Origin of the sequence: Holdemania massiliensis AP2, from assembly GCF_000327285.1 — a bacterium.
GTDB lineage: Bacteria > Bacillota_I > Bacilli_A > Erysipelotrichales > Erysipelotrichaceae > Holdemania > Holdemania massiliensis.
The window spans coordinates 604,933-627,320 of record NZ_HE998567.1 but is presented as its reverse complement, the minus strand read 5'-3'; the positions used below and the strand labels follow the sequence as shown (position 1 = coordinate 627,320).

20 protein-coding genes are annotated in these 22,388 nt (G+C 41.7%); all 20 read left to right on the top strand.

Features of this window, described 5'->3' with window-relative positions; all coding sequences use genetic code 11:
- Positions 1-35: 35 nt before the first annotated feature.
- The 20 genes from BN162_RS02960 (at position 36) to BN162_RS18270 (ending at position 22,215) form a co-directional block, all read left to right on the top strand.
- Positions 36-1,019, top strand: coding sequence for a glycosyltransferase family 2 protein (locus BN162_RS02960; RefSeq protein ID WP_020223579.1), 984 nt, complete (start codon positions 36-38; stop codon positions 1,017-1,019).
- Positions 1,012-2,262, top strand: a complete 1,251-nt coding sequence (locus BN162_RS02955; RefSeq protein ID WP_020223578.1) for an EpsG family protein — start codon at positions 1,012-1,014, stop codon at positions 2,260-2,262. Before BN162_RS02960 ends, BN162_RS02955 begins: the two co-directional genes overlap by 8 nt.
- A gap of 22 nt (positions 2,263-2,284) precedes the next feature.
- Positions 2,285-3,445 (top strand): CDP-glycerol glycerophosphotransferase family protein, encoded by a 1,161-nt coding sequence (locus tag BN162_RS02950; RefSeq protein WP_020223577.1) that lies wholly within the window; start codon positions 2,285-2,287, stop codon positions 3,443-3,445.
- A gap of 35 nt (positions 3,446-3,480) precedes the next feature.
- Complete coding sequence (locus BN162_RS02945) at positions 3,481-4,929, top strand: lipopolysaccharide biosynthesis protein (RefSeq protein ID WP_020223576.1); 1,449 nt, start codon at positions 3,481-3,483, stop codon at positions 4,927-4,929.
- Positions 4,930-4,970: 41 nt separating this feature from the next.
- A complete protein-coding gene (locus BN162_RS02940; RefSeq protein WP_020223575.1) occupies positions 4,971-5,828 on the top strand; it encodes a LicD family protein in 858 nt (285 codons plus the stop codon).
- A gap of 39 nt (positions 5,829-5,867) precedes the next feature.
- Positions 5,868-6,587, top strand: a complete 720-nt coding sequence (locus BN162_RS02935; protein ID WP_020223574.1) for an IspD/TarI family cytidylyltransferase — start codon at positions 5,868-5,870, stop codon at positions 6,585-6,587.
- A gap of 714 nt (positions 6,588-7,301) precedes the next feature.
- Positions 7,302-9,116, top strand: coding sequence for a phosphotransferase (locus tag BN162_RS02930; protein WP_020223573.1), 1,815 nt, complete (start codon positions 7,302-7,304; stop codon positions 9,114-9,116).
- 62 nt (positions 9,117-9,178) lie between these two features.
- Positions 9,179-10,216, top strand: coding sequence for a polysaccharide biosynthesis protein (locus BN162_RS02925; RefSeq protein WP_020223572.1), 1,038 nt, complete (start codon positions 9,179-9,181; stop codon positions 10,214-10,216).
- Positions 10,217-10,243: 27 nt separating this feature from the next.
- On the top strand, positions 10,244-11,419 hold the full coding sequence (locus tag BN162_RS02920; RefSeq protein WP_020223571.1) for a UDP-N-acetyl glucosamine 2-epimerase: 1,176 nt from the start codon (positions 10,244-10,246) through the stop codon (positions 11,417-11,419).
- A 50-nt stretch (positions 11,420-11,469) separates the two neighbouring features.
- The gene (locus BN162_RS02915) at positions 11,470-12,663 is read left to right on the top strand and encodes a polysaccharide biosynthesis C-terminal domain-containing protein (protein ID WP_020223570.1); all 1,194 of its coding nucleotides are present in this window, start codon (positions 11,470-11,472) and stop codon (positions 12,661-12,663) included.
- Between the two features lie 224 nt (positions 12,664-12,887).
- A complete protein-coding gene (locus tag BN162_RS18850; RefSeq protein ID WP_020223569.1) occupies positions 12,888-13,559 on the top strand; it encodes a hypothetical protein in 672 nt (223 codons plus the stop codon).
- A gap of 254 nt (positions 13,560-13,813) precedes the next feature.
- Positions 13,814-14,635, top strand: coding sequence for a transketolase (locus BN162_RS02905; protein ID WP_020223568.1), 822 nt, complete (start codon positions 13,814-13,816; stop codon positions 14,633-14,635).
- On the top strand, positions 14,628-15,557 hold the full coding sequence (locus BN162_RS02900) for a transketolase family protein (protein ID WP_020223567.1): 930 nt from the start codon (positions 14,628-14,630) through the stop codon (positions 15,555-15,557). The genes BN162_RS02905 and BN162_RS02900 overlap by 8 nt, the downstream gene beginning before the upstream one ends.
- A 159-nt stretch (positions 15,558-15,716) precedes the next feature.
- On the top strand, positions 15,717-16,769 hold the full coding sequence (locus BN162_RS02895) for an ABC transporter ATP-binding protein (protein WP_020223566.1): 1,053 nt from the start codon (positions 15,717-15,719) through the stop codon (positions 16,767-16,769).
- The gene (locus BN162_RS02890; RefSeq protein WP_020223565.1) at positions 16,762-17,682 is read left to right on the top strand and encodes a carbohydrate ABC transporter permease; all 921 of its coding nucleotides are present in this window, start codon (positions 16,762-16,764) and stop codon (positions 17,680-17,682) included. Before BN162_RS02895 ends, BN162_RS02890 begins: the two co-directional genes overlap by 8 nt.
- Before the next feature lie 14 nt (positions 17,683-17,696).
- Positions 17,697-18,536: a carbohydrate ABC transporter permease gene (locus BN162_RS02885; protein ID WP_020223564.1), complete on the top strand. Its 840-nt coding sequence runs from the start codon at positions 17,697-17,699 to the stop codon at positions 18,534-18,536.
- A gap of 47 nt (positions 18,537-18,583) precedes the next feature.
- Positions 18,584-19,921, top strand: coding sequence for an extracellular solute-binding protein (locus BN162_RS02880; RefSeq protein ID WP_020223563.1), 1,338 nt, complete (start codon positions 18,584-18,586; stop codon positions 19,919-19,921).
- 67 nt (positions 19,922-19,988) lie between these two features.
- Positions 19,989-20,555 (top strand): AAA family ATPase, encoded by a 567-nt coding sequence (locus BN162_RS02875; RefSeq protein ID WP_020223562.1) that lies wholly within the window; start codon positions 19,989-19,991, stop codon positions 20,553-20,555.
- Positions 20,548-21,819 carry an alkaline phosphatase family protein gene (locus tag BN162_RS02870; protein ID WP_020223561.1) on the top strand — a complete coding sequence of 424 codons (1,272 nt, stop codon included), beginning with the start codon at positions 20,548-20,550 and terminating at the stop codon, positions 21,817-21,819. The genes BN162_RS02875 and BN162_RS02870 overlap by 8 nt, the downstream gene beginning before the upstream one ends.
- Positions 21,820-22,065: 246 nt before the next feature.
- Entirely contained in the window at positions 22,066-22,215 is a 150-nt protein-coding gene (locus BN162_RS18270) for a hypothetical protein (protein ID WP_020223560.1), read from the top strand.
- The last annotated feature ends 173 nt before the right edge of the window (positions 22,216-22,388 follow it).

The window sequence follows — 22,388 nt, the reverse complement described above, 5'->3', positions numbered from 1 at the left end:
TTCGATTGTAGAAATGTTATAAGGAGAAGTGTGTGATGAAAAAGAGTAATCCGTTAATATCAATTGTTGTTCCAGTATATGGTGTGGAGAAGTATCTTGATAAGTGCTTAAATAGCTTGCTGAACCAAAGCTATGATAATACAGAAATTATTCTTGTAGACGATGGTTCTCCTGATAACTGCCCTGAGATGTGTGATAGCTTTGCACAATTACATCAGAATGTTTTTTCCTATCACAAGCCAAATGGAGGGCTTGGATCAGCTCGTAATTACGGCGTAGAGAAAGCCAATGGCGAATGGATCGTTTTTGTTGATTCTGATGATTATGTTGGTCCAAACTATGTTCGTGATATGGTGCAACTGCAGAAAAAGTATGACGCAGACATGGTTTCATGCGGTGCGATCAGTATGGATGAATCGGGCAAAATTTTAAGTGTTTTCTCTACTGATGAAGTTTGTAGAACATCTAAAGAGGCTTTTGCAGATATTTACTTTTATGGAAAAAGTGGTCATTGTAGCTGGGCAAAATTGATGCGTCGTGACACGCTGCAAAAATTCCCGTTTCCTTCTGGTTATTTTGAAGATTTAGCGACAACTTATTTATATATCGGAGAATGCGATAAGGTGGTTTTGGCAGGTTATGCGGAAAATTACTATTATATACAGCGATCCGGCAGTATCTTAAAATCCAAATTAAATGAAAAACATCTGCAATGTTTTACCATTTGCGATACTATCTCCGAGTATATTCTGAAGAAGTATCCGGAGTATAAACGGTTGATTTTTAATCTATATGATGGACAAGTGGTACAAATTCTACGAAAACAAAGTCTTACTAACGAAGAATATTCCAAGGTTTTTATGCTTTATCGTAAACGATTTATAAGAGACAGATTGTATAGCATGTTGGATGGAAATTTGAGTGTAACGTTTAAAATTTGCAGCTTACTCTTGTGTGCTTCACCAGGGTTATTTCGATTTGTTATGAGAATTAAGGATAGAGGAGAATTTCGTGATTAGTTTTTGGGCATTTGGGTTACTACTCCCTGCTATTGCATTGCCAATATCATTTTATGGTATTAAGCATAACTTTAAAAATTGGAGAATCTATATTTTCATCATAGCAGTATTTCTATCAATGGTTGCTTATAGCTATACGCCGGTAAAAAATGAACCTGATATCATTCGTTACTTTGAGTGGGCTGAACAGCTTGCAGATATGTCTTTTAGGGAAGCTTTATTCTCATCGGTAAATGGACAGACCGAGATATTTGTAATGAATTTATTGCTCTGGTTAGGTGGTAAGTCTGGAGATGTTCACCTAATCCCAGCAGTGTCTGTTTTTTTTGTATATTTTATTTGCTTCTACATCACATGCTATATGGCGGAAAAAGAGAGTATTTCTCCCAAAAATGTCCTCAGCTATATTATATTTGCACTTCTTACGATGAACTATTATGCAATCACGAATAACGTTCGAAATGTGTTAGCATTTTGCTTGATCGGATTGGCTATATTTCGGGATCTCTATCAAGGTAAGCATGATTGGAAAACGTTTTTACTATATCTCATGCCAATAACGCTCCACCAATCTTCTATTGTGATGATACTTTTGCGCTTGGTACTCTTATTGCCGGGAAATTATAAAGTGGTATCAATTTTAGTGGCATCTCTAATCATGCCTATAACAGATATTCTTTATAAAGTAACGGCTTCTTGGGCGTCCTCTGGTAACTTGATTCTGTCCATAGTGAGGAATATGCTTTATAAAGCATATTGGTTCTATCGGAATCATAATTCTGAATGGGCAATTGCTGTTGCAAATAGCGGATCACATCGCTTGGCAAAGGCTGTGTATATTACAATGGCAGTGATTCTCTGTCTAGCAATATATATTTATCAGAAACGTTTGTGCAAGCAAGATCAAGAGTATCTAAATAGCAGCAGAAAGAAATATACAGAATTTGTGTTTTATATTGGTGTGCTGACAATTGCCTGCGCACCAATGCCCATGCCAGAATATTGGAGGTTTGCATCTGCTTTTCTTGCATTAGGCGGCGGTGTGTTTGTGTCTATTTATGCTAAGCACGGTACATTCCCATATCGTTTAAGTAAGATTGTATATATCCTAACTCCCATTTGCCTTGCGTTATGGGTAATAGAATTTATTAAGTGTGATTGGGGTGAACTTGTCTTTGGGGCACTTTGTATGAATCCTGTTTTGGTTGCAATTAAAGATATAATTAGGCTTTTGTTTCTGTAAATTAAGCAAGGAATGGTAAAATATGATAGAAAATATAAAACATGTAATTATGGTTATTTTGTTTTATTTCTTCAGGTTATGCCCAATCAAACAAAATAAAATTGTCTTTTGTAATTTTCGAGGAAAAGGATATGGGGGGAACTGCAAATATATAGCAGAAAAGATATTAGAGCAAAAAAATTTGAATTTAGATTTGGTTTGGCTGTATCGAAGTGAAAGAGAATCAATACCAGATGGAATTCGTGCGGTGAAATATGCTTCGCTAGCTTTTGTATATGAACTGTGTACTGCTAAAGTATGGGTGGATAATTGCAGAAAGCCCGGATATGTTCGAAAGAAGAAAGATCAATACTACATCATGACATGGCATGGATCCATTGGTTTAAAAAAGGTTGAGAAAGATGCAGAAAAAGCATTGTGCAATACCTATGTTTCTGCTGCGAAGAGAGATTCAAGAATGGCAGACTTGTTTCTTGCCTCCAGTAAGTTTGATGAGAGAGATTACCGGCAGATATTTTGGTATTCTGGAGAAATCATGCGCTGCGGTTTGCCACGGGAAGATATTCTTTATGAAAACAATCAAAATCTTAAGAATCAGATTAAGGAAAGTATTGGAATTTCTAAAGATGCAGGAGTAGTGATGTATGCACCTACTTTTCGTGTCGGAGAAAAGGATAATTGTCTATCGATGTTTCAAATCGACTGGAGCAGGCTCCTGGATGCATTTTCTACGAGATTTTCTGGGCAGTGGTATGGTATTATCCGTCTCCATCCGAATATTGCTAAATTTGGAGATAAATTGATAAAGGGAGAAAAAGTGTTCAATGGGACAAGTTATCCAGATATGCAGGAGCTAATGTTGATTTCAGATTGCATTATCACAGACTATTCTTCAACAATTACAGAGTTTTCAAAAAATGGAAAGCCGGGTTTTGTTTTTGCAAAGGATATGGATGCGTATGCAGAGGATAGGGGGGCTCGCTTTGATTTTGAGGAATTACCGTTTCCTTTTGCACAAGATGAAGATCAGCTGATTGACAATGTGTTGTCTTTTGATGATGAAAAGTATAAAAAAGATAATAAAGCGTTTTTTCATGATAGATGCGGCATCTACGAAGGCGGACATGCCAGTGAACAGGTCGTAAATCGAATCTTTGAAGTGATTTATTCAGGTAAAAGATGAATGAACGGATGACATTTAGGAAGACAGGAAATAATATGAAGAATTTTTTTTTGATTATAAAAGAGAAGTATAATGCCCTATCTACTATTCTGAAGGCAAGTATTTGGTTTTTTGCATGCACTTTTTTGCAAAAAGGCATTAGCGTCTTAACGACTCCAATTTTTACACGCCTAATGTTGCCATCGGAATATGGAGTTGTCAGTACATATTTATCTGTTTCAGACTTGATGTCAATTTTGATAACACTTGGTTTGGCTAGTTCTGTGTATCAAAAAAAAGTGATACAAATTGAAGACTCTGCGGAAAGAAACCGGTTTACATCGTCACTGCAGGGATTGGCAACTACAACGGCTATTATTAGTTTCATTTTTTATTTGTTCAACCACAAATGGATAAATTCCTTAATTGGATTACCATCTATCCTAATTCTGTCAGTTTTTCCGGGAGTATTGTCCGTTACTGCGTTCGGCTTCTGGTCAATGCTACAAAGAACGGAATACCGATATGTGAAGCTTGTTCAGCTTACGCTGGCAACTTCCTTGGCAAAGCCGATAGTTGGTATAATAGCAATCTTATTATGGCCGCAAAATAAGGTGTATAGCCGGGTTCTTTCTCTTGTACTTGTTGAAGTGATTTCCTATACATATCTTTATATCAAGTGTTTTTGGGATGGAAAATGCTTTTACGATAAAAAATACTGGAAATACGCATTGCGATTTGTTTTACCTTTAATCCCCCACTATTTTTTTCAGCGGATATTACTCAGTTCTTCCCAGTTGATGATCAAGCGAATGGTGGGCAACTATGAAGCGGGTATATATAGTATTGGAAACTCTGTTGGCTGGGTGTTGACACTTCTAGTTACAGCTTTGGACTATACCATGGCACCATGGACCTACCAAAAGCTTAAGGAAAGAAAAACTGTGGAGCTGGGTCAGTTTGTTACGATTCCCATCGCCTTGATGGCAGCTTTCTGCCTTATTTTAATTTCTTTTGCACCGGAGATCGTGAGTGTCTTTGCACCCTCAGCGTATCATGATGCTATTTGGGTGATTCCCCCAATTGTGATGTGTACATATTTTATGCTGGTTTATACATTCTTTATTTATTTTGAGTATTATTATGAGCAGACCAGTCGCATTATGCTTGCAACAGCCATAAGTGGTGTTCTATGTGCGATACTGAACTATGTCTTTATTAGAATTTTTGGATATTTGGCAGCAGCGTATGCGACCTTAATTTGTTACATTCTTTATACTTTCTTCCACTATTTAATTTACCGGAATATTTGTTTCAAGGAATTTGGTGCCTGTATCTATAACGGTAAAATAATATGTGTTATTTCGATCTTACTCATAGCATTATCACTCACCATTACCTTTTTTTACAATCATCTGTTAATTCGAATTGGGATTGCATCAGTAATCGTTATTGGTATTATTTTAAATTACAATGCGTTTATGCGTTTGGTGAAAAAGGATTAGAATGTAAGGTTATTCTATATAAGAAAGGGAGATAGGGAAAAATGAGAATGAAAAAACTTACGCTGGATGAAATAAAGCAAGTTGAATACAATGTCCTATGCCAGATTGATGAAATCTGCAGACAAGAAGGCATCAACTATTCCCTTGCCTATGGTACGCTACTGGGTGCCATTCGTCACAAAGGATTTATTCCCTGGGATGATGATATTGACCTGATTATGCCCCGGGATGATTATGAGCGGTTTCTCCAATATTGCCAGGAGCATGAAACACCTTTTTATATTATCTCCCATCGAATGGACCCTAAGTGGCCGTTCCTATATACCCGTGTTTGCAACGCAAGCACAGTAATTCCAGATGAGCCATTATGGAAATGGCGAGGGAAGATGGGGTTATTTGTGGATATTCTTGCTGTTGACGGTCTGGGCAATACCTTTAGCCAGGCCATTCGCAATATGTATGGAACGGTATTCCTTCTCAGTTTGGCAAATGCAGCAAACTGGGATCACTTTTTTAAAACCAGAACGCGGTTCAAGGGTTATTACGATATCGTCAGGTTCGGTTTCTATGTCTTAGGTAAGCTGGTCAACATCAATAAGCTGCTGTCTTATACGGAGAAGCGACAGGCAAGATATCCGATTGCGTCTAAAGTCTATTCTGGCGAAACCAGCGGGGCATTTGCATATGGCAAAAAAGAGATCATGGCTAGCGATATGTTTTCGGAATTTATAGAAGTAGAATTTGAAGGGAAATTGTTTAAAGCCATTAAGCAGTATGACAAATTTTTAAGCACTGTCTATGGAGACTATATGACCCCGCCTCCTAAAGAACAACAGATTGGACATCATTATATCAACGCGTATTATTTGAAAGATGAGAACTTTATATCCAATACATGATAGTAATGCAATCCAGTAAGGTGAAAGGATGTTGAAACAGTGAATATAGCAATTATTCTTGCAGGAGGAACCGGCAATCGTGTCGGAGCAGATATTCCCAAGCAATTTATAAAGGTGATGGGCAAACCAATCCTTGCCTATACACTTGAGATTTTTCAAAATAACGACAAGATTAATGCGATTGAGGTTGTATGCCATAAAGATTGGGTAGAAGAAGTTACTTGCATTGCTGCCATTTACGGAATTAGCAAGTTGAAGTGGACAACTGTTGGTGGTTCAACTTTCCAAGAATCAACAATGAACGGTGTATTCCACCTCAAAGATAAGATTAACTTCAATGACATCGTTGTCATCAGCTTTGGTGTTTCTCCTATGACTACTCAAGATGTTATAGACGATAGCATTAAAGTATGCGAAGAACATGGAAATGCGATTTCCTCGGAGGATATTAATTTATGTACTTGCATTAAAGATGATGAATATAGTACAACTAAGAATTTGATCCGAGAAACAATCAAAGGCTTTAGTAACCCGTGGACATTTAAGTACGGCGAATTGTGTGAAGCATATGAAACTGCAATTAAGCAAGGCATTATCGATACTTTGGAACCACACACTACTTCTTTGTACATGGCTCTTGGCAAACGTCTGTGGTTTTCCAAGAGTAACTCGATGAATATCAAAATTACAACTAGAGAAGATTTAGATATTTTTGAGGGATACTTACTATTACAAGAAAAGAGAAAAGGTCAGCAGTAATTTTTCTATGGCCTCGAATGTGATTTGAAAATAAAAGGTAGAACTAAGTTGTTTAGGAGATTGTCTATTTGAAAGTTGCAAGTGTTCTAAACGGTTTAATGAGATACAGTGTAAAATAATTATTCTGCACATATAGGAAAAGTTTTAAAAGCATAATTGTTTTTGTGAAATGTCATTTGGCTCTGTTAGATAGATGTAACATAAAAAACGATAAGTTAAAATAAATAGATATAGACGTAATAATATTTTTGCCTCAGAACAAAATGATATTTGCGCGTTGCGAGTAATCTACTCATCCGATGACATTGTTTTGATTCATATGATTATAGCATAATTTTTGGATAATGATTTTATTTCAGATTAAATAAGAGTTTGCTAAGTAAAAGGGGATACAATTCTGGCGAACTCGTGTTTATTGTGTGCGAGTGAGTACATAACGAATAAAATTCCTATTAGTTGGTATTATATGAGGCTTTGATGATTTGATTGTATATTCCTTAGTCACTTTAATGTCAGGTGAAATTAGAATATGATCGACCCATTAGAAACCGATATTACTCATGTATGGATTTAGTAAATCTATTGTATTTTAAAGAATTGAAAATGATTTTAAGATAACATCACAAGAGGATCTTAAATTCTTTGCAGTTTATTTAATCGTACAACAATTAAAAATAAAGAAATCAGAAAATAATTTTAAAAGGAGAACGTAAAATGATCAGTTATAAAGAGTTTGAAGTGATCCGCACGATGATGAAAAGTGCAGATATCACTACAGCAGAGAAAATCTACGAGAATAAGCACTATTATGTGTTTAAGTCTGTAGAAGAAGTTTCTGATTTGAAGGCAAGGTTGGAAAAGAAAGGCTTCATTGCAAATGATAAAGTAACACAAAATGGCTTGGATGAAATCTCTACTCTTAAAGTTGTGAATGCAGTAATTCTTGCTGCTGGCGGCTCGGATATTTCAGCAAAGTCAGTATATTCTATGCCTAAGGGATTGTTCATGAAGAACGGTGAGACATTGATTGAACGTCAGATTCGTCAATTACGTGAAGCTGGTATTCAGAATATTACTGTTGTAATTGCATACAAGCAAGAATTGTATTTCTTTTTGCAGGACAAGTGGGGCGTGAACCTTGAAATCAACCCCGATCTGAAGAAGAATAATATCTATTCGCTATATATAGCAAGGAAGCATCTTGGAAGCACTTATATTTTGAACTGCGATAATTACTTTGAGGAAAACCCTTTCTCTCAGTATGAATATAATTCTTTCCATGCAACTGTATACAAAGAAAACGCACATAATGAACTTCTTGTTCGCAAGAATTCTTCTGGTAGAATCTTAAATGTGTACAGCGGAGCGAAGAGTGGTGAATGTATTTACGGTCATGCATACATAGACAAAGAGCTGAGCCGTAAATTAGTAAAATACATGAATGACGAAATCGATGATTTCCGTGTATCTGCACTGTTCTGGGAAGAGTTCATCAGTCGTCATGCAGATGATTTTGATATGTATGTACGTGAATATTCCGCTGACTTCTTGTATGAGTTTGACTCAATTCAAGAAATTCAGAACATTGAAGGATTGTTCCTTGGGAATGTTAGTGGACGGATTAATCAGAAGATTTGTGAAGTGCTAAATTGCAAGGAAGATGAGATCAGCGATATTATTATTCTGCAAAAAGGATTGACTAACATTCTGTTTACCTTTGTGATTCGTGGTGAACGCTATATTTTCCGGTATCCGGGTGATAGCAGTCAGTTTTTTATCTATCGTAAAAATGAATGCTTGGCTCAAAAGTTGGCAGCAAAAGCACACGCTGATGATACCTATGTGTACATTGATGAGTCTGGTGTGAAAATTTCTAAGTTTCGTGAAAATTGTCATGATCTTCACGGTGTGTACTATGAAGATGTAGAACTAATGAAGGCTGTGGCAAAAAAAATAAAAGCTTTCCACGATGTTGGTGTTGATTTACCGAATGCAGAAGAATATGATTACGACCCTATCTATCAGTGCGAACGTCTCTTCAAAGAAGCATCAAAGATGAAGGGGGATCTTTTCAAGGTGTTCGAGAAAGAATGGACAATGATGCGCAAGTTGCAGAAGTATGCAGATTTAGATGGAATTCAGCATACTATGTGCCACAATGATATCAATATTGATAATGTTCTTCGTACAGATACCACACTTGATATCATAGACTGGGAGTTTGCTGGGTACAATGACCCAGGATACGATTTTGGCCGTGTTATTGCTGGACTTGAATACGAAGTGGATGAGCCTAAGATTATGGATATTCTTGAGGCGTACTTTGGTCGTCCCGCAACAGAAAAAGAGCATATCCACTGGATGGCGTATTCTGCGATTCATAATTGGTACTATGTCGGCTGGGCACTATATAAGGAAAGCATTAATGAAAGCAGTCGCGACTGGATGTTGTTCTTCTTTAAACAGTCTAAGAAACTGGCTGAGTGGTGCTTGGAAAGATATGAAAAGATGTATGGTGTTATTGACTAATTAAGTAAATCATTAGTGCAGAAAAGTTTAAGGCTAAGTAAATGTGGAGGTAATAGATCAAGATGACCTTATTTACAAATAAAACCCTATTAATCACTGGAGGTACGGGATCCTTTGGCAATGCGGTACTCAACCGCTTTCTTAAGACAGACATCGGAGAAATCCGCATCTTTTCCCGTGACGAGAAGAAACAAGATGATATGCGCCACGACTTCCAGGCTAAAATGCCGGAGGTGGCTGATAAGATCAGCTTCTACATTGGTGATGTTCGAGACATTGCATCAGTTAAGAACGCTATGCATGGCGTTGACTACATATTCCACGCAGCAGCGCTGAAACAGGTTCCATCCTGCGAGTTTTTTCCGATTGAGGCAGTTAAGACGAATGTGATCGGAACTGAGAATGTTCTGACTGCAGCCATCGAAGCAGGTGTTAAGAATGTTGTTTGTCTTTCTACTGATAAGGCAGCATATCCCGTAAATGCTATGGGTACTTCTAAAGCTATGATGGAAAAGGTCATTGTGGCGAAAGCACGTACCAGCTCTACCACAAAGATCTGTTGCACCCGCTACGGTAACGTAATGTGTTCTCGTGGTTCTGTCATCCCACTGTGGATTGACCAAATTAGAAATGGCAATCCAATTACACTGACTGAGCCAACCATGACCCGTTTTATTATGTCTCTTGATGAAGCAGTTGACCTTGTTCTTTTCGCCTTTGAGCATGGTGAGGCTGGGGATATTCTCGTTCAGAAAGCGCCCGCTTGTACCATTCAGACCCAGGCAGAAGCGGTGTGCGAACTGTTTGGTGGTAAAAAAGAGGATATTAAGGTTATTGGAATACGTCATGGTGAGAAAATGTATGAAACGCTTCTGACAAATGAGGAATGTGCTCATGCGATTGACATGGGGAACTTCTATCGTGTACCATGTGATAAGCGAGGTCTAAATTATGATAAGTATTTTACGAAGGGTAATGTAGAAAGAGCAAAGCTGAGTGAATTTAACTCTAACAACACAAAGCATCTCACTGTGGAAGAAACCAAGGCGAAGATTGCTTCACTTGCATATATTCAGGAAGAACTTGCAAAAGATGCATAGTAAGACCGTAGGGGGAGAGAAAACAGTATGAACTATACCAATATAAATTGGAAAAACAACGGTAAACTAAAACTGCTGATCATCGTTGGCACACGTCCTGAAATTATCCGCTTATCCGCAGTAATCAATAAATGTCGTACATATTTTGATACAATTCTTGCGCATACTGGCCAGAACTACGACTACAACCTCAACGGTGTGTTCTTCAAGGATCTCAAGCTTGCTGATCCTGATGTGTATTTGAATGCTGTAGGTGAGGATTTAGGAGAAACTTGTGGCAACATCATTGCTCAAAGTTACAAGCTGATGGTGGCAATCAAGCCCGACGCAGTATTGGTGCTTGGAGATACAAACAGCTGTTTATCTGTCATCGGTGCTAAGCGATTGCATATTCCGATCTTCCACATGGAAGCTGGAAACCGTTGTAAAGACGAATGTCTTCCAGAAGAAACGAATCGTAGAATTGTAGACATTATCTCTGATGTGAATATGGATTACTCCGAGCATGCACGTCGTTATCTTGCTGAGTGTGGACTTCCAAAAGAAAGAACATATGTTACAGGCTCTCCTATGGCAGAAGTACTTCATAACAATCTGGCAGAGATAGAAGCATCAGATATCCATAATCATCTTGGCCTTGAAAAGGGCAAGTATATTCTCTTGTCTGCTCACCGTGAGGAGAACATTGATACGGAGAAAAATTTCTTTAGTCTTTTCAATGCAATTAATAAAATGGCGGAAAAGTACGATATGCCAATCCTGTATTCATGTCATCCGCGCAGTCGTATGCGTTTAGAGGCGTCATGCTTCCAGTTGGACAGACGTGTAATTCAACATGAACCTCTCGGCTTCCATGACTATAACTGTTTGCAGATGAATGCTTTCGCAGTCGTATCTGACAGCGGAACACTGCCTGAGGAAAGTTCTTTCTTCACCAGTATCGGTCATCCATTCCCAGCTGTATGTATTCGTACATCTACAGAGCGTCCTGAGGCATTGGACAAGGCCTGTTTTATTCTTTCTGGGATTGATGAGAAAGGGCTTTTGCAGTCTGTGGACACGGCAGTGGAGATGAATAAAGCGGGTGATTATGGTATTCCTGTGCCAGACTATATTGAAGAAAACGTGAGTTCCAAGGTAGTTAAAATCATTCAGAGCTATGTCGGGATAGTTAATAAGATGGTTTGGAGAAAAGACGTGTAATTAAAATATTGTCAGTATATTGCCAAAAAACAAAGATGGGGGAAACCAAGATGAATATCTTAGTAACAGGATCCAAGGGCATGGTGGGAACCGCCCTTGTAAACAATCTCAAAAATAACAGAGACGGTAAAAACAAGACACGTTCCAAAATCAAAATTGAGGAAATCTATGAGTATGATATCAATTCCACTGCTGAGGAACTTATTACATACTGTCAGAAAGCTGATTTTGTCTTTAATCTGGCAGGTGTAAATCGTCCAGAGAATCCGGAAGATTTTATGAAAGGAAACTTTGGCTTTGCATCCGATCTGCTCAACACTCTCAAAAAGTATAAGAACAAGGCAACGATTATGTTATCTTCCTCTATTCAGGCAACTTGTGTCGGTCGTTATGATAACGAATATGGAAGAAGTAAGAAAGCAGGCGAGAAACTATTCTTCGATTACGCTAAGGAAACTGGTGCAAAGGTAGCGGTCTATCGTTTTCCAAACTTAATGGGACATTCCAAACCTAGGTATAATTCTGCAGTGTCTACTTTTTGTTGGGCAGTAGCCAATGATGAGGAGTTTACGGTTAACGACAGAAACACCGAATTGGAACTGCTTTATATTGATGATCTTGTTGAAGGGATGTTTGACCTTCTGGAAGGTAAAGAAGTCCATTGTGAGTTTGATGGCGTGGAGACAGTTTTGCAGGAAGGGGGAAGATATTGCTGTGTTCCTGTAACGCACAAGGTGACGCTTGGAGAAATTGTGGACTTGCTGCAACAGTTTAAAGAGCAACCGACCACACTTATGATGCCCAAGATGCCCGAAGGTTCTTTCGCAAAGAAGCTCTACAGTCTTTATCTCACGTATCTGCCAACCGATAAGTTCAAATATGCTTTGAAGATGAATGTAGATGATCGCGGTTCTTTCACTGAGCTTATCCATACCGTGGACTGCGGACAAGTATCTATTAACATCAGCCGTCCTGGAATTACCAAAGGTCAACACTGGCACAACAGTAAATGGGAATTGTTTATTGTGGTGGCTGGACACGGGCTGATTCAGGAACGCAATATTAATACAGGCGAGACCGTGGAATTTGAGGTGAGCGGCGACAAGATTGAAGCGGTTCATATGATTCCTGGGTGGACACATAATATTATCAATCTCAGTGAGACAGAAAATCTTGTAACGGTGATGACCTGCAATGAGATTTTCAATCCGAATAGACCGGATACATTTTTTGAGGCTGTGTGATAATCTGTTTGTGATAGCTTTTGAGAGAAATAGTAAAAAATAGGTTTTTAAACAGAATATACAGAAGAGGCAGATTATAAAAAGCCAAGAGCTGATGTGTTATACTTGCAAAGATAAATAGTTTCAATAAAAAAGTGGCAAAAAGGATGTAGTTTTACAGGAGTGGAAATGCTCCTGTGAAGCTTATTATCATATAGATTGAAACGTAAATAGAGGTGAATCTATTGGCAAGATCAAAAGAGAGAAACTATGATCCAGCGAAAGTGATGCAGGAGCTTTTAGACACCGTGGTTTCTATCTATGGTGCCTCTCAACCGGATCCATCGCTTAGCATTATTGCGGATGAATTGGGACTTAATCCGATAAAAGTTCGAAAACTTCTGATTACAGCTGGGGTGTATGAATCAGAGATTGCAGACAAGGTGAATGAATACTATAAGAAGGGTAAGTCAGTAGAAGAAATCATGTTGCTTACGGGTCTGTCGAGAGCCTCTGTTCATTCTTATCTTCCCCACAGTAAAATGGTTCATAAAGCAAATGAGATTTCTATGACTGCACAGCGGATCAGAAAATATCGCAAGAGGGAGAAGGTAGGTAAAGTGCTATGTGAAAACATGACAGTAGAGAACTTATGGAATGCGCTGATCACTTTTGAAGATTACCCGTTTTATACTGCAAAGGGATTGAAGTTTACATACTGTATAAAAAGCGGAGAACTCTTTGTGAGCCGGAAAGAGAAGTCGATTACGAAAGCTACCGTGGAACTGGCATTTGAAAAAGCGATAGAATTGGAAGGAAAGGTTAGTGGTCCGAAAAAGTTGGGTGTATTTGGAGCAGGTTATCTTTATCATTTAATTTTTAACCAATCTTTATACGTTTCAAAAAGTAATCAATAGTCACTCAGTTAAAATCGCTATCTTCTAGAGCTGAATAATTATATCAGAATCTTTTTAAATTGATACAAGTGTGATATTTGATGATCTAGGTTTTTGACTGGAAATTTGGATAAACTTACAAAAAGATATCAAATCGTCTGATTGCGTTACAGAGGTTGCCTGTGATTTTTTTATTTTGTGAAAATTTCCTGTTTTCTTTTTTACAATCCGTACCAATAATGATAGAATAGGGAAGGCTAAAAGGAGTGAAGGAAATGAATCAAACTGAAATGAAGAAGATTGCTGCGGAAGTGCGCAAAAATATTGTTCGCATGACCTGTGCAGCACAGTCGGGCCATCCAGGCGGATCCTTGTCGGCAGTAGAAATTCTGGTTTCTCTGTATTTTAATGAAATGAAGATTAACGAGGAAAATGTCAACGATGTCTGCCGCGATAAATTTGTTTTGTCCAAAGGACATGCTTCTCCGGTTCTCTATTCTGTTTTAAAGGAAAAAGGGTTTATTTCACAGGAAGATCTGATGACCTTTAGAAAGATCGATTCTGAGATCCAGGGACATCCGAACATGAGCATCAAAGGGGTGGACATGTCAACAGGATCGTTGGGACAGGGGTTATCTTGCGCAGTCGGCATGGCGATGTCCTATAAAATCCATCATCAGGATTTCCGTGTTTATGCCTTGGTGGGAGATGGCGAAAGTGAAGAAGGCCAGATCTGGGAAGCAGCGATGGCCGCAGCCCACTACAAATTAGACAATCTTGTTGCGATTTTGGACTTCAACGGATTACAGATTGACGGTAAGATTACCGACGTCATGAATCCAACTCCTTTTGATACAAAATTTAAAGCTTTTGGCTGGAATGTCATCGAAGTCGACGGACATGACTACGATCAGCTTGAAGCCGCTTATACAGCAGCCAGAGAATGCAAGGGCAAACCAACTTTAATCTTGGCCAATACAGTAAAAGGCAAAGGGGTTTCCTTCATGGAAAATAAGGCAAACTGGCATGGTGTAGCGCCAAAGCCGGAAGAGGCAGAAGCTGCGATTAAGGAATTGGAGGAACAGATCAATGGCTAAGATTGCAACTCGGGAAGCTTATGGAAAAGCACTGGCGGAGCTGGTCAGTGAAAATGAAAATATCGTCGTGCTCGATGCCGATCTCAGCGGATCGACGAAATCCGGCATGGCTAAGAAAGTAGCACCAGAGCGTCATTGCAACATGGGTATTGCGGAAGGCAATATGATGTCAGTCGCTGCAGGTTTAGCGGCCTGCGGCAACACGGTATTTGCCAGCAGTTTTGCGATGTTTGCGGTCGGCCGGGCTTATGAACAAATCCGCAACAGCATCGGTTATCCGCAGCTGAACGTGAAGATCTGTGCTTCGCACGCAGGAATTTCAGTTGGCGAAGACGGCGCGTCGCATCAGACGTTTGAAGATCTTGCCTTAATGCGCGGTATTCCGGGCATGAAGGTCATCTGTCCGTGCGATGCCGTGGAAGCAGAAGCGGCTGTCAAAGCGGTGGCCGCGATTGAGGGGCCTTGCTTTGTGCGGTTAGGCCGCAGTGCCGTGGAAGTGATTCATGATGAAAACTATCATTTTGAAATTGGGAAAGCGGACGTATTGCAGGAAGGACGGGATGTCGTCATTCTGGCGACCGGTCTGGAAGTTCAGGAAGCCATGAAAGCCTGTGAGAGCCTGAAAGCTCAGGGCATTACACCGACTTTGATCAATATTCATACGATTAAGCCAATTGATGCTGAAACGATCGTTCGCTATGCGGAAAAAGCGAAGCTGATCGTTACCTGTGAAGAGCACAGCATTATTGGGGGTTTAGGCAGTGCGGTTGCGGAAGTTCTGAGTGAACAATGTCCGCGCAAGCTTGTTCGTGTAGGACAGCGGGATGTTTATGGTGAAAGCGGAAAACCGGCAGAACTGCTGCATAAATACAAAATGGACAGCGATGCCATCGTTGAAGCCGTTGTCAACAATTTAAAATAGAAACAAGTCCTGGTTTGTTTAAAAGCGAGCCAGGATTTTTTACTTTTTTTATCAAAATTTAACAGGGAAAGCTTTTCTGATTTCTTTACGCATCCGATAAAATGCTTTATAATGTTCATGATGTAAACAATAAAAATAGATTAATTCAGGAGGGGAAACATGCAAGTCCAATTAGTCGATCTGGTGAAAGATTTTGGTCAGACCGTTGCGGTTGATCATGTCAATTTAACGATTAAAGACGGAGCCTTAACCGGGCTGTTAGGACCATCCGGCTGCGGGAAATCGACAACCCTGTATATGATTTCAGGATTGGAACAACCGACGTCCGGGAAGATTTATTTTGATGGGGAAGATGTTACAGATGTTCCTGCGGAAGAACGCGGAATCGGCCTGGTTTTTCAGAACTATGCGCTTTATCCGCACATGACGGTACAGCAGAATATTATGTTTCCATTGGTCAATGCCAAAGTCAAAAAAGAGGAAGCTTTGGCGCGGTGCATGGAAATGGCGAAGCTGGTGAAGGTCGATGATCTGCTTAAGCGTAAACCCTCTCAGCTTTCCGGCGGTCAGCAGCAGCGCGTAGCGATTGCGCGGGCATTGGTCAAACAGCCGAAAGTTTTACTGCTGGATGAACCGTTGTCCAATTTGGATGCCCGGCTGCGTTTGGAAATGCGGGAAGAAATTCGTCGGATTCAGAAAGAAACCGGGGTAACGACGATCTTTGTTACGCATGATCAGGAAGAGGCCATGAGCATCACCGATGAGATCGTGCTGATGAAAAAAGGTGTGATTCAGCAGCAATGTTTCCCGCAGCGGATGTATCTGGAACCCGTCAATCAGTTTGTGGCCGGATTCTTGGGAAATCCGCCGATGAATTTTGTGGAAGTGAACGCCGAAGACGGAAAGATTTTATTCAATGAAACGCAGTATGCTGTTCAGGAAGACGTCAGCGGTCCTGTTCTGGCAGGCGTTCGGCCGGAATCCTTTACGCTGGGCAAGGAAATGACAGTCCTGGTGGAATCCGTGGAAATCCGCGGCCGGGATCAGTTGATTACCTTCAAGCTGAATGATACGCCGGTGCATGCTTTGATCGACAGCGTGCATCTTGTTCAGGCCGGGGCTCCGCTTTCCTTGGCGATCAAAGGTCAGCGTATCTATCTGTTTGACAAGGAAACCGGAAAGCGGCTGAATAAGGAATTTAACTATGAGTAAGGTTCCATCGGTGCGAAAACGCTCGAAATTCAAGCAATTTTATGAGCGTTACAAAGCTTATCTGTATTTATCGCCGGCCATTCTGGTGATGCTTGTCTTTGTTCTGTATCCGCTGTTCAAGGTCTTTCGGATGGGTTTCTATACGAAATACAATTATCTGACAGAGGTTGGCAAGGGGTTCGGCTTCAAAGCTTTTGAACATGTATTGCTGGATCCGTCGTTTCAGCTGGCGTTAAAAAACACGCTGATCATCTTTGGCGTGGGTCTGCCGATATCGTTGATCATCGCATTGGTGATCGCGGTATTGATCAACTCCAAAGTGAAGTTTAAAGGTGTCTTTCAGACGGTTTACTTTCTGCCGTATGTGACCTCAATCATTGCGATCGGCATTGTCTTCCGCTGGCTGTTCCATTCGGAATACGGCTATATCAATTACTTTTTGACACTGTTTGGCATCCCGGCGATGAAATGGCTGTCGGATCCCAAACTGGCAATCTGGGCGGTGACGATCTTTTATATCTGGAGCGGTCTGGCGTTTAAGATCGTGCTGTTTCTGGCCGGTCTTCAGAAGATCGACGAACAATATTACCAAGCCGCAAGAATTGACGGGGCAAGCAAGCTGCGGACATTCTTTCATGTTACGCTGCCGCTGCTTTCGCCGACGCTGTGGATGGTTATCATGGTTTCGGTCATTTATGCCTTTAAGCTGTACAATGAGATTTTCTCCCTGTTTTCCGGACAGGCGGGACCAGCCAACAGCGCCATCACCGTGGTTTACTACATCTACGATATGTTCTATAACCGCAATCAGGTGCATTATGCCTCGGCTGCCGCGATTATCCTGTTCATCATTATCACTGTTGTAACGATGATCCAGAACAAAGTCTCCAAGCGGTTTATCCATTATAACTAGAAAGGGGAAGCGAAATGAAAAAGAAAAACAAGCTGCCGGCCTTGATCGCCAAGGTGCTGAAATATACCTTTTTGATCGCTGGAGCGATTACGATGCTGTTCCCTTTCATCTGGATGATCTTAACCGCGTTTAAAACGCTGGATGAATCGATTCGGATTCCGCCGATCTGGTTCCCAAAGGAATGGATGGCAGTCAATTTCAAGACTGTGTTTGACACGGCGCCGTTTGGTCAGTATTTCATCAATACCGTCATCATTGCCACGATTTCCACGCTGCTGGCAGTTGTGGTCACGGTGCTGGCCTCCTTTGCCTTTTCGGTGCTGGAGTTTAAAGGCAAAAAGTTTTGGTTTTGGCTGTTTCTGTCAACGATGATGGTACCGACGGAGCTGCTGATTATTCAGAATTATGTGACCGTTTCGCATTTAGGCTGGCTGGATACTTACCAGGGCATCATTATTCCGACGCTGGCCAGCGGCTTCTATATTTACATGCTGAGGGAATATTTCATGCAGGTGCCGCCGATCTTATACAAGGCGGCTAAGATTGACGGCTGCAGCGATTGGCGTTATCTGTGGAAGGTGATGGTGCCGATGAGCAAGAATGCGATTGCGACGATCTCGATTCTGCATTTCATCACGACCTGGAATTCCTTCCTGTGGCCGTTGATGGTCACCAACAGTCCAAGCAAGCGTGTGCTGACTACCGGCTTGATGTACTTCAACAATGACGCTTCGTCGTTTGTCAACCTGCAGATGGCCGGCGCCTGTGTCGTTATTCTGCCGATGGTTGTCTTCTATCTGATTTTTAGAAAACAGATTATTAACGGCGTAGCCCGCGGAGGTATTAAAGGGTAGCTTGACGCTGTCCCTTTGATATAAAAAGTAAAGAGAGGAAAGAAACTATGAAAAAAGGCTTAATCAGCATTCTTTCTCTGATGATGATTCTCGGTTTAGGCGCTTGCTCGTCCAACAACGGCAAGGCCGATGAACCGGAAAACGGCGGCCAGGAACCGACCGCGCTCGTCACAGAGATTACTAATCCGATCAGCATCGAATTCTGGCACAACTGCACCAACATCCAGGAGGAGATCGTCAACCAGCGCGTTGAGGAATTCAACAGCACGGTCGGCAAGGAAAAAGGCATTACCGTTACGGCGATCAACCAGGGCTCCAGCGCGGAAGTCAACAACAAGGTTGTCGGCGCTGTCAAAGCGAAGAATGCCCCGGCTGTCATTCTGTCTCAACAGACGTATGTTGAAGATCTGCTTGCTTCCGAGGCGGTTGTGGATCTGGCGCCGTATATCAGCGACGCGGCTGTCGGCATGAGTGATTATCAGGATATCTATGAGTCCTTCAGAACTTTCGGTGCGAATTATTCGGTGTCGGGAACCTATTCTCTGCCGTTTACAATGTATACGGAAGTGCTGTACTACAACCAGAAGTTCTTTGACGACAACGGATTGACGGTTCCGACGACCTGGGATGAGCTGGCTGAAACGTCGGCGAAGATTCAGGCGATCACGGGCAAACCGGCATTTGGAACAGACTATCCGGCGGATATGTTTATTACGCTGACCAAGCAGTTTGGCGGCGATTATACCAATGTGGAAGGCGAACTGTTGTTCAACAGCGAAGCTGCCGTAAAAGCGCTGACCTACATGCAGGAAAACATTCAGAACGGCAACTTCCGTTTGGCGGGTGAAGATATGTTCTTCTCTGGTCCGTTTGCCAACGGCATTGTTCCGATGTATATCGGCAGAACAGTTGAAAGCCAGTACATTTCCAGCAAGATTGCGGATCCGGAGCAGGTTGTCTGGGCTTCTGCCGCGATTCCGCAGGCGGATGCCGCTAACAAGCAGGTCATTTCCAACGGCTATGTCTTGGCTGCTTTAAATCAGTCCGGCAATGCAGAACAGAGCTATGCGGCTTATGAATTCATCAAATTCATGTCCAGCAAGGAATCCAATCTGCCGATGACGCTGAACACCGGTTATCTGCCGATTCGTCAGAGCGTTGTCGATGATGCTGAGTATAAAGCGTTTGTCGAAGCGGGAACCAACGACACAAAGATTTCCGGTCCGGCGCAGTCGGATGCGTATTTCTTCCTGCCAGCGTTCTCGACGGATGATTACACATCCAGCGCTGTCTATGAAGCCGTGAAGACGATGATGGATGAAGTTCTGGTGAACTTCAAAGATCCGGCAGCAGCGATTGAAGCTTGCCTGAACAGCTTAAAATAACCACAATCGGGAAGGGGAGCGAAAAAGACTTCTCTTCCCTTTTCTTTGATGAAAGGAGGCGGAAGCCATGAATCTGAAAGGATTAAAAACCAAACATGGATATGCAGCAGAGGAGCTGATCTCGGCTATGCAGAAATTGATTCGCCGGGCTGAAACGGAAGCGGCGGCGACTGTGGCGATGGAATGCTGCCTCAGCAGCGAAGCCCTGGAGGACTTTGTGTGGAAGCGGCTGAAAGCCATCTGTGTCGAGGATATCGGCATGGGTCAGCCGCAGGCCGCGCCGGTGATTGACAGTCTCGATCATTTCCGCAAGGATTTTGAATATGGCGAATCGGATCGCTGGATGTTTACGGTGCACGCTGTCCGCTATTTATGCCTGTGTGATAAAAACCGCGATTCCTGCAATCTGAAAAGTCTGATCAAGCGAAAGCTGGAAAACGATCCGCAATGCATTGAGCTGCCGGATTTTGTCTATGATATGCATACGGAAAAAGGCCGTGCGATGGGGCGGGGATATCTGCATTTTCTCGATGAAGCCAGCAAGGTAATTCCAGAGGTGCAGGTGGAAGAAAATACGTGGAAGCAGCAGCTGCGGGCGATGATGGCGGAAAAACAGGAGGGAACGCATGAATAAAAAGACACTGGTGATTTCAATTGACGCCTTGATCAGCGACGATATTCCATTCATGGAAACGCTGCCGAATTTGGGACCGATTGTTAAAGGCGCCGCGCAGGTTCGTGATATCGAATGCATCTATCCGACGCTGACCTATCCCTGCCATGTTTCAATCATGACTGGCTGTTATCCGGATAAGCATCAGATCGTGCATAACGAACATCTGCAGGTGAATGTTCCAAAACCGCAGTGGAATTGGTGGTACAGCGATATTCAGGTCAAGACGATGCTGGACTATGCCAAAGCTGCGGACTTAAGCACGGCCACTGTAACCTGGCCGGTCATGGCCGGGGCACCGGCGGATTACAATATCGCGGAAATCTGGGCACCGACGATCCAGGATGATCCGACTGAAATCTGCACGCAGGCGAACAGTCCGGCGGTGAAGGAAATCTTTGAACGCAACAAGCACCGCCTGAAATGGATGCTGACACCGGAATTTGACAACTATGCCGAACACTGCGGGGCTCAGATCATCGAAATGTTCCAGCCGGATTTGATGTTCATTCATTTTTCCTACGTGGATCATCAGCGCCATCAAAACGGCGTAAAGGCTGAAAAAGTCAACGAAGCACTGCGGTTTGTCGATACGAAAATCGGAACGCTGATCACAGCCCTGAAGAGTCAGAACTTACTGGACAAGACCAATATCGTCATTCTCGGTGATCACGGGCAGATCAATGTTTCACATTTGTTTAATCTGAACAAGCTGTTTTATGACCGGGGACTGATCGATGTCGATGATCAGGGGAAAATCACAGGCTGGCGGCTTTACGCCCAATCGTGTGCTTTCTCCGCCCACATTCATGTCGGTCCGGGAATGGATTTACAAACCGCAGCTTCCATTCTGGCGGAAATTCAGCAGCAGTATCCGCAGGAAATTGAAAAGATCTGGACAGCCGAGGAAGCCTTGGCTCAGTGGCATATGCAGGGGGATTTCCAGTTTGTCATCGAAGCCGCAACTACCGTTTCCTTCGGTAAAAATCTGAAGGGGGAACTCATTGAATCTGTCGATAACTCCGACTATAAATTTTCCGTGGCCACCCATGGACATCTGCCGACCAAAGGTGATAAACCGCCGTTTATCTTAAGCGGTCCGGATATCAAAATGGGCACGCAGATCAGCGGCGCCAAGCTTGTTGATGAAGCGCCGACGATCATGAAGATCTATGGAATTACCATGGAGAATATTGACGGATGTCCGCTGGATGTCGTGCGTTAGGTTGTCCAATCAGAAAAAATGAAATAGGATGAAAAATAAGCAAGGATCAGACGAATCAGTTTCTGTTGAGGGGAACCACAAAGTTTGTCGATCCTTGTTTTCTATTCTAGGGATTCAATTTCTGGAAGTTAAGGTTTAGGCAGCAGGATTATATCCTGTTTTTTAAACTCAAGTAAGTTAAAACAATATTGAGTTATAGACTTGCCCATGTTAAACTTGAGTTGCCCGAGGAAAGGATGTAAAGAGATGGGAAAGTCCAAGGGCAAGAAAAAAAGAACCACACCCAATAGCCAAGAACAAATTAGTCTGGTTATTGAAATCATTAAACTAATAACGGCAATTATTAGTTTAATCGGTGTGATTCTTCCTTTTCTTAAAGAGATTGGCTTATTTTGAGCCTTTCTCTTTCCCATCTCTATTATATGCAAAAAGAAGATAAAAAACAATGGAAAAAAGTCATTTAATCAGGCTGCTTATGACAGCAAATATAAGAAAAAGTTTTATAAATCGTTTGCATTTCGTTTTAATCTGAAAGAAGATAAAGCTACAATGGATCACTTAGAAAATCA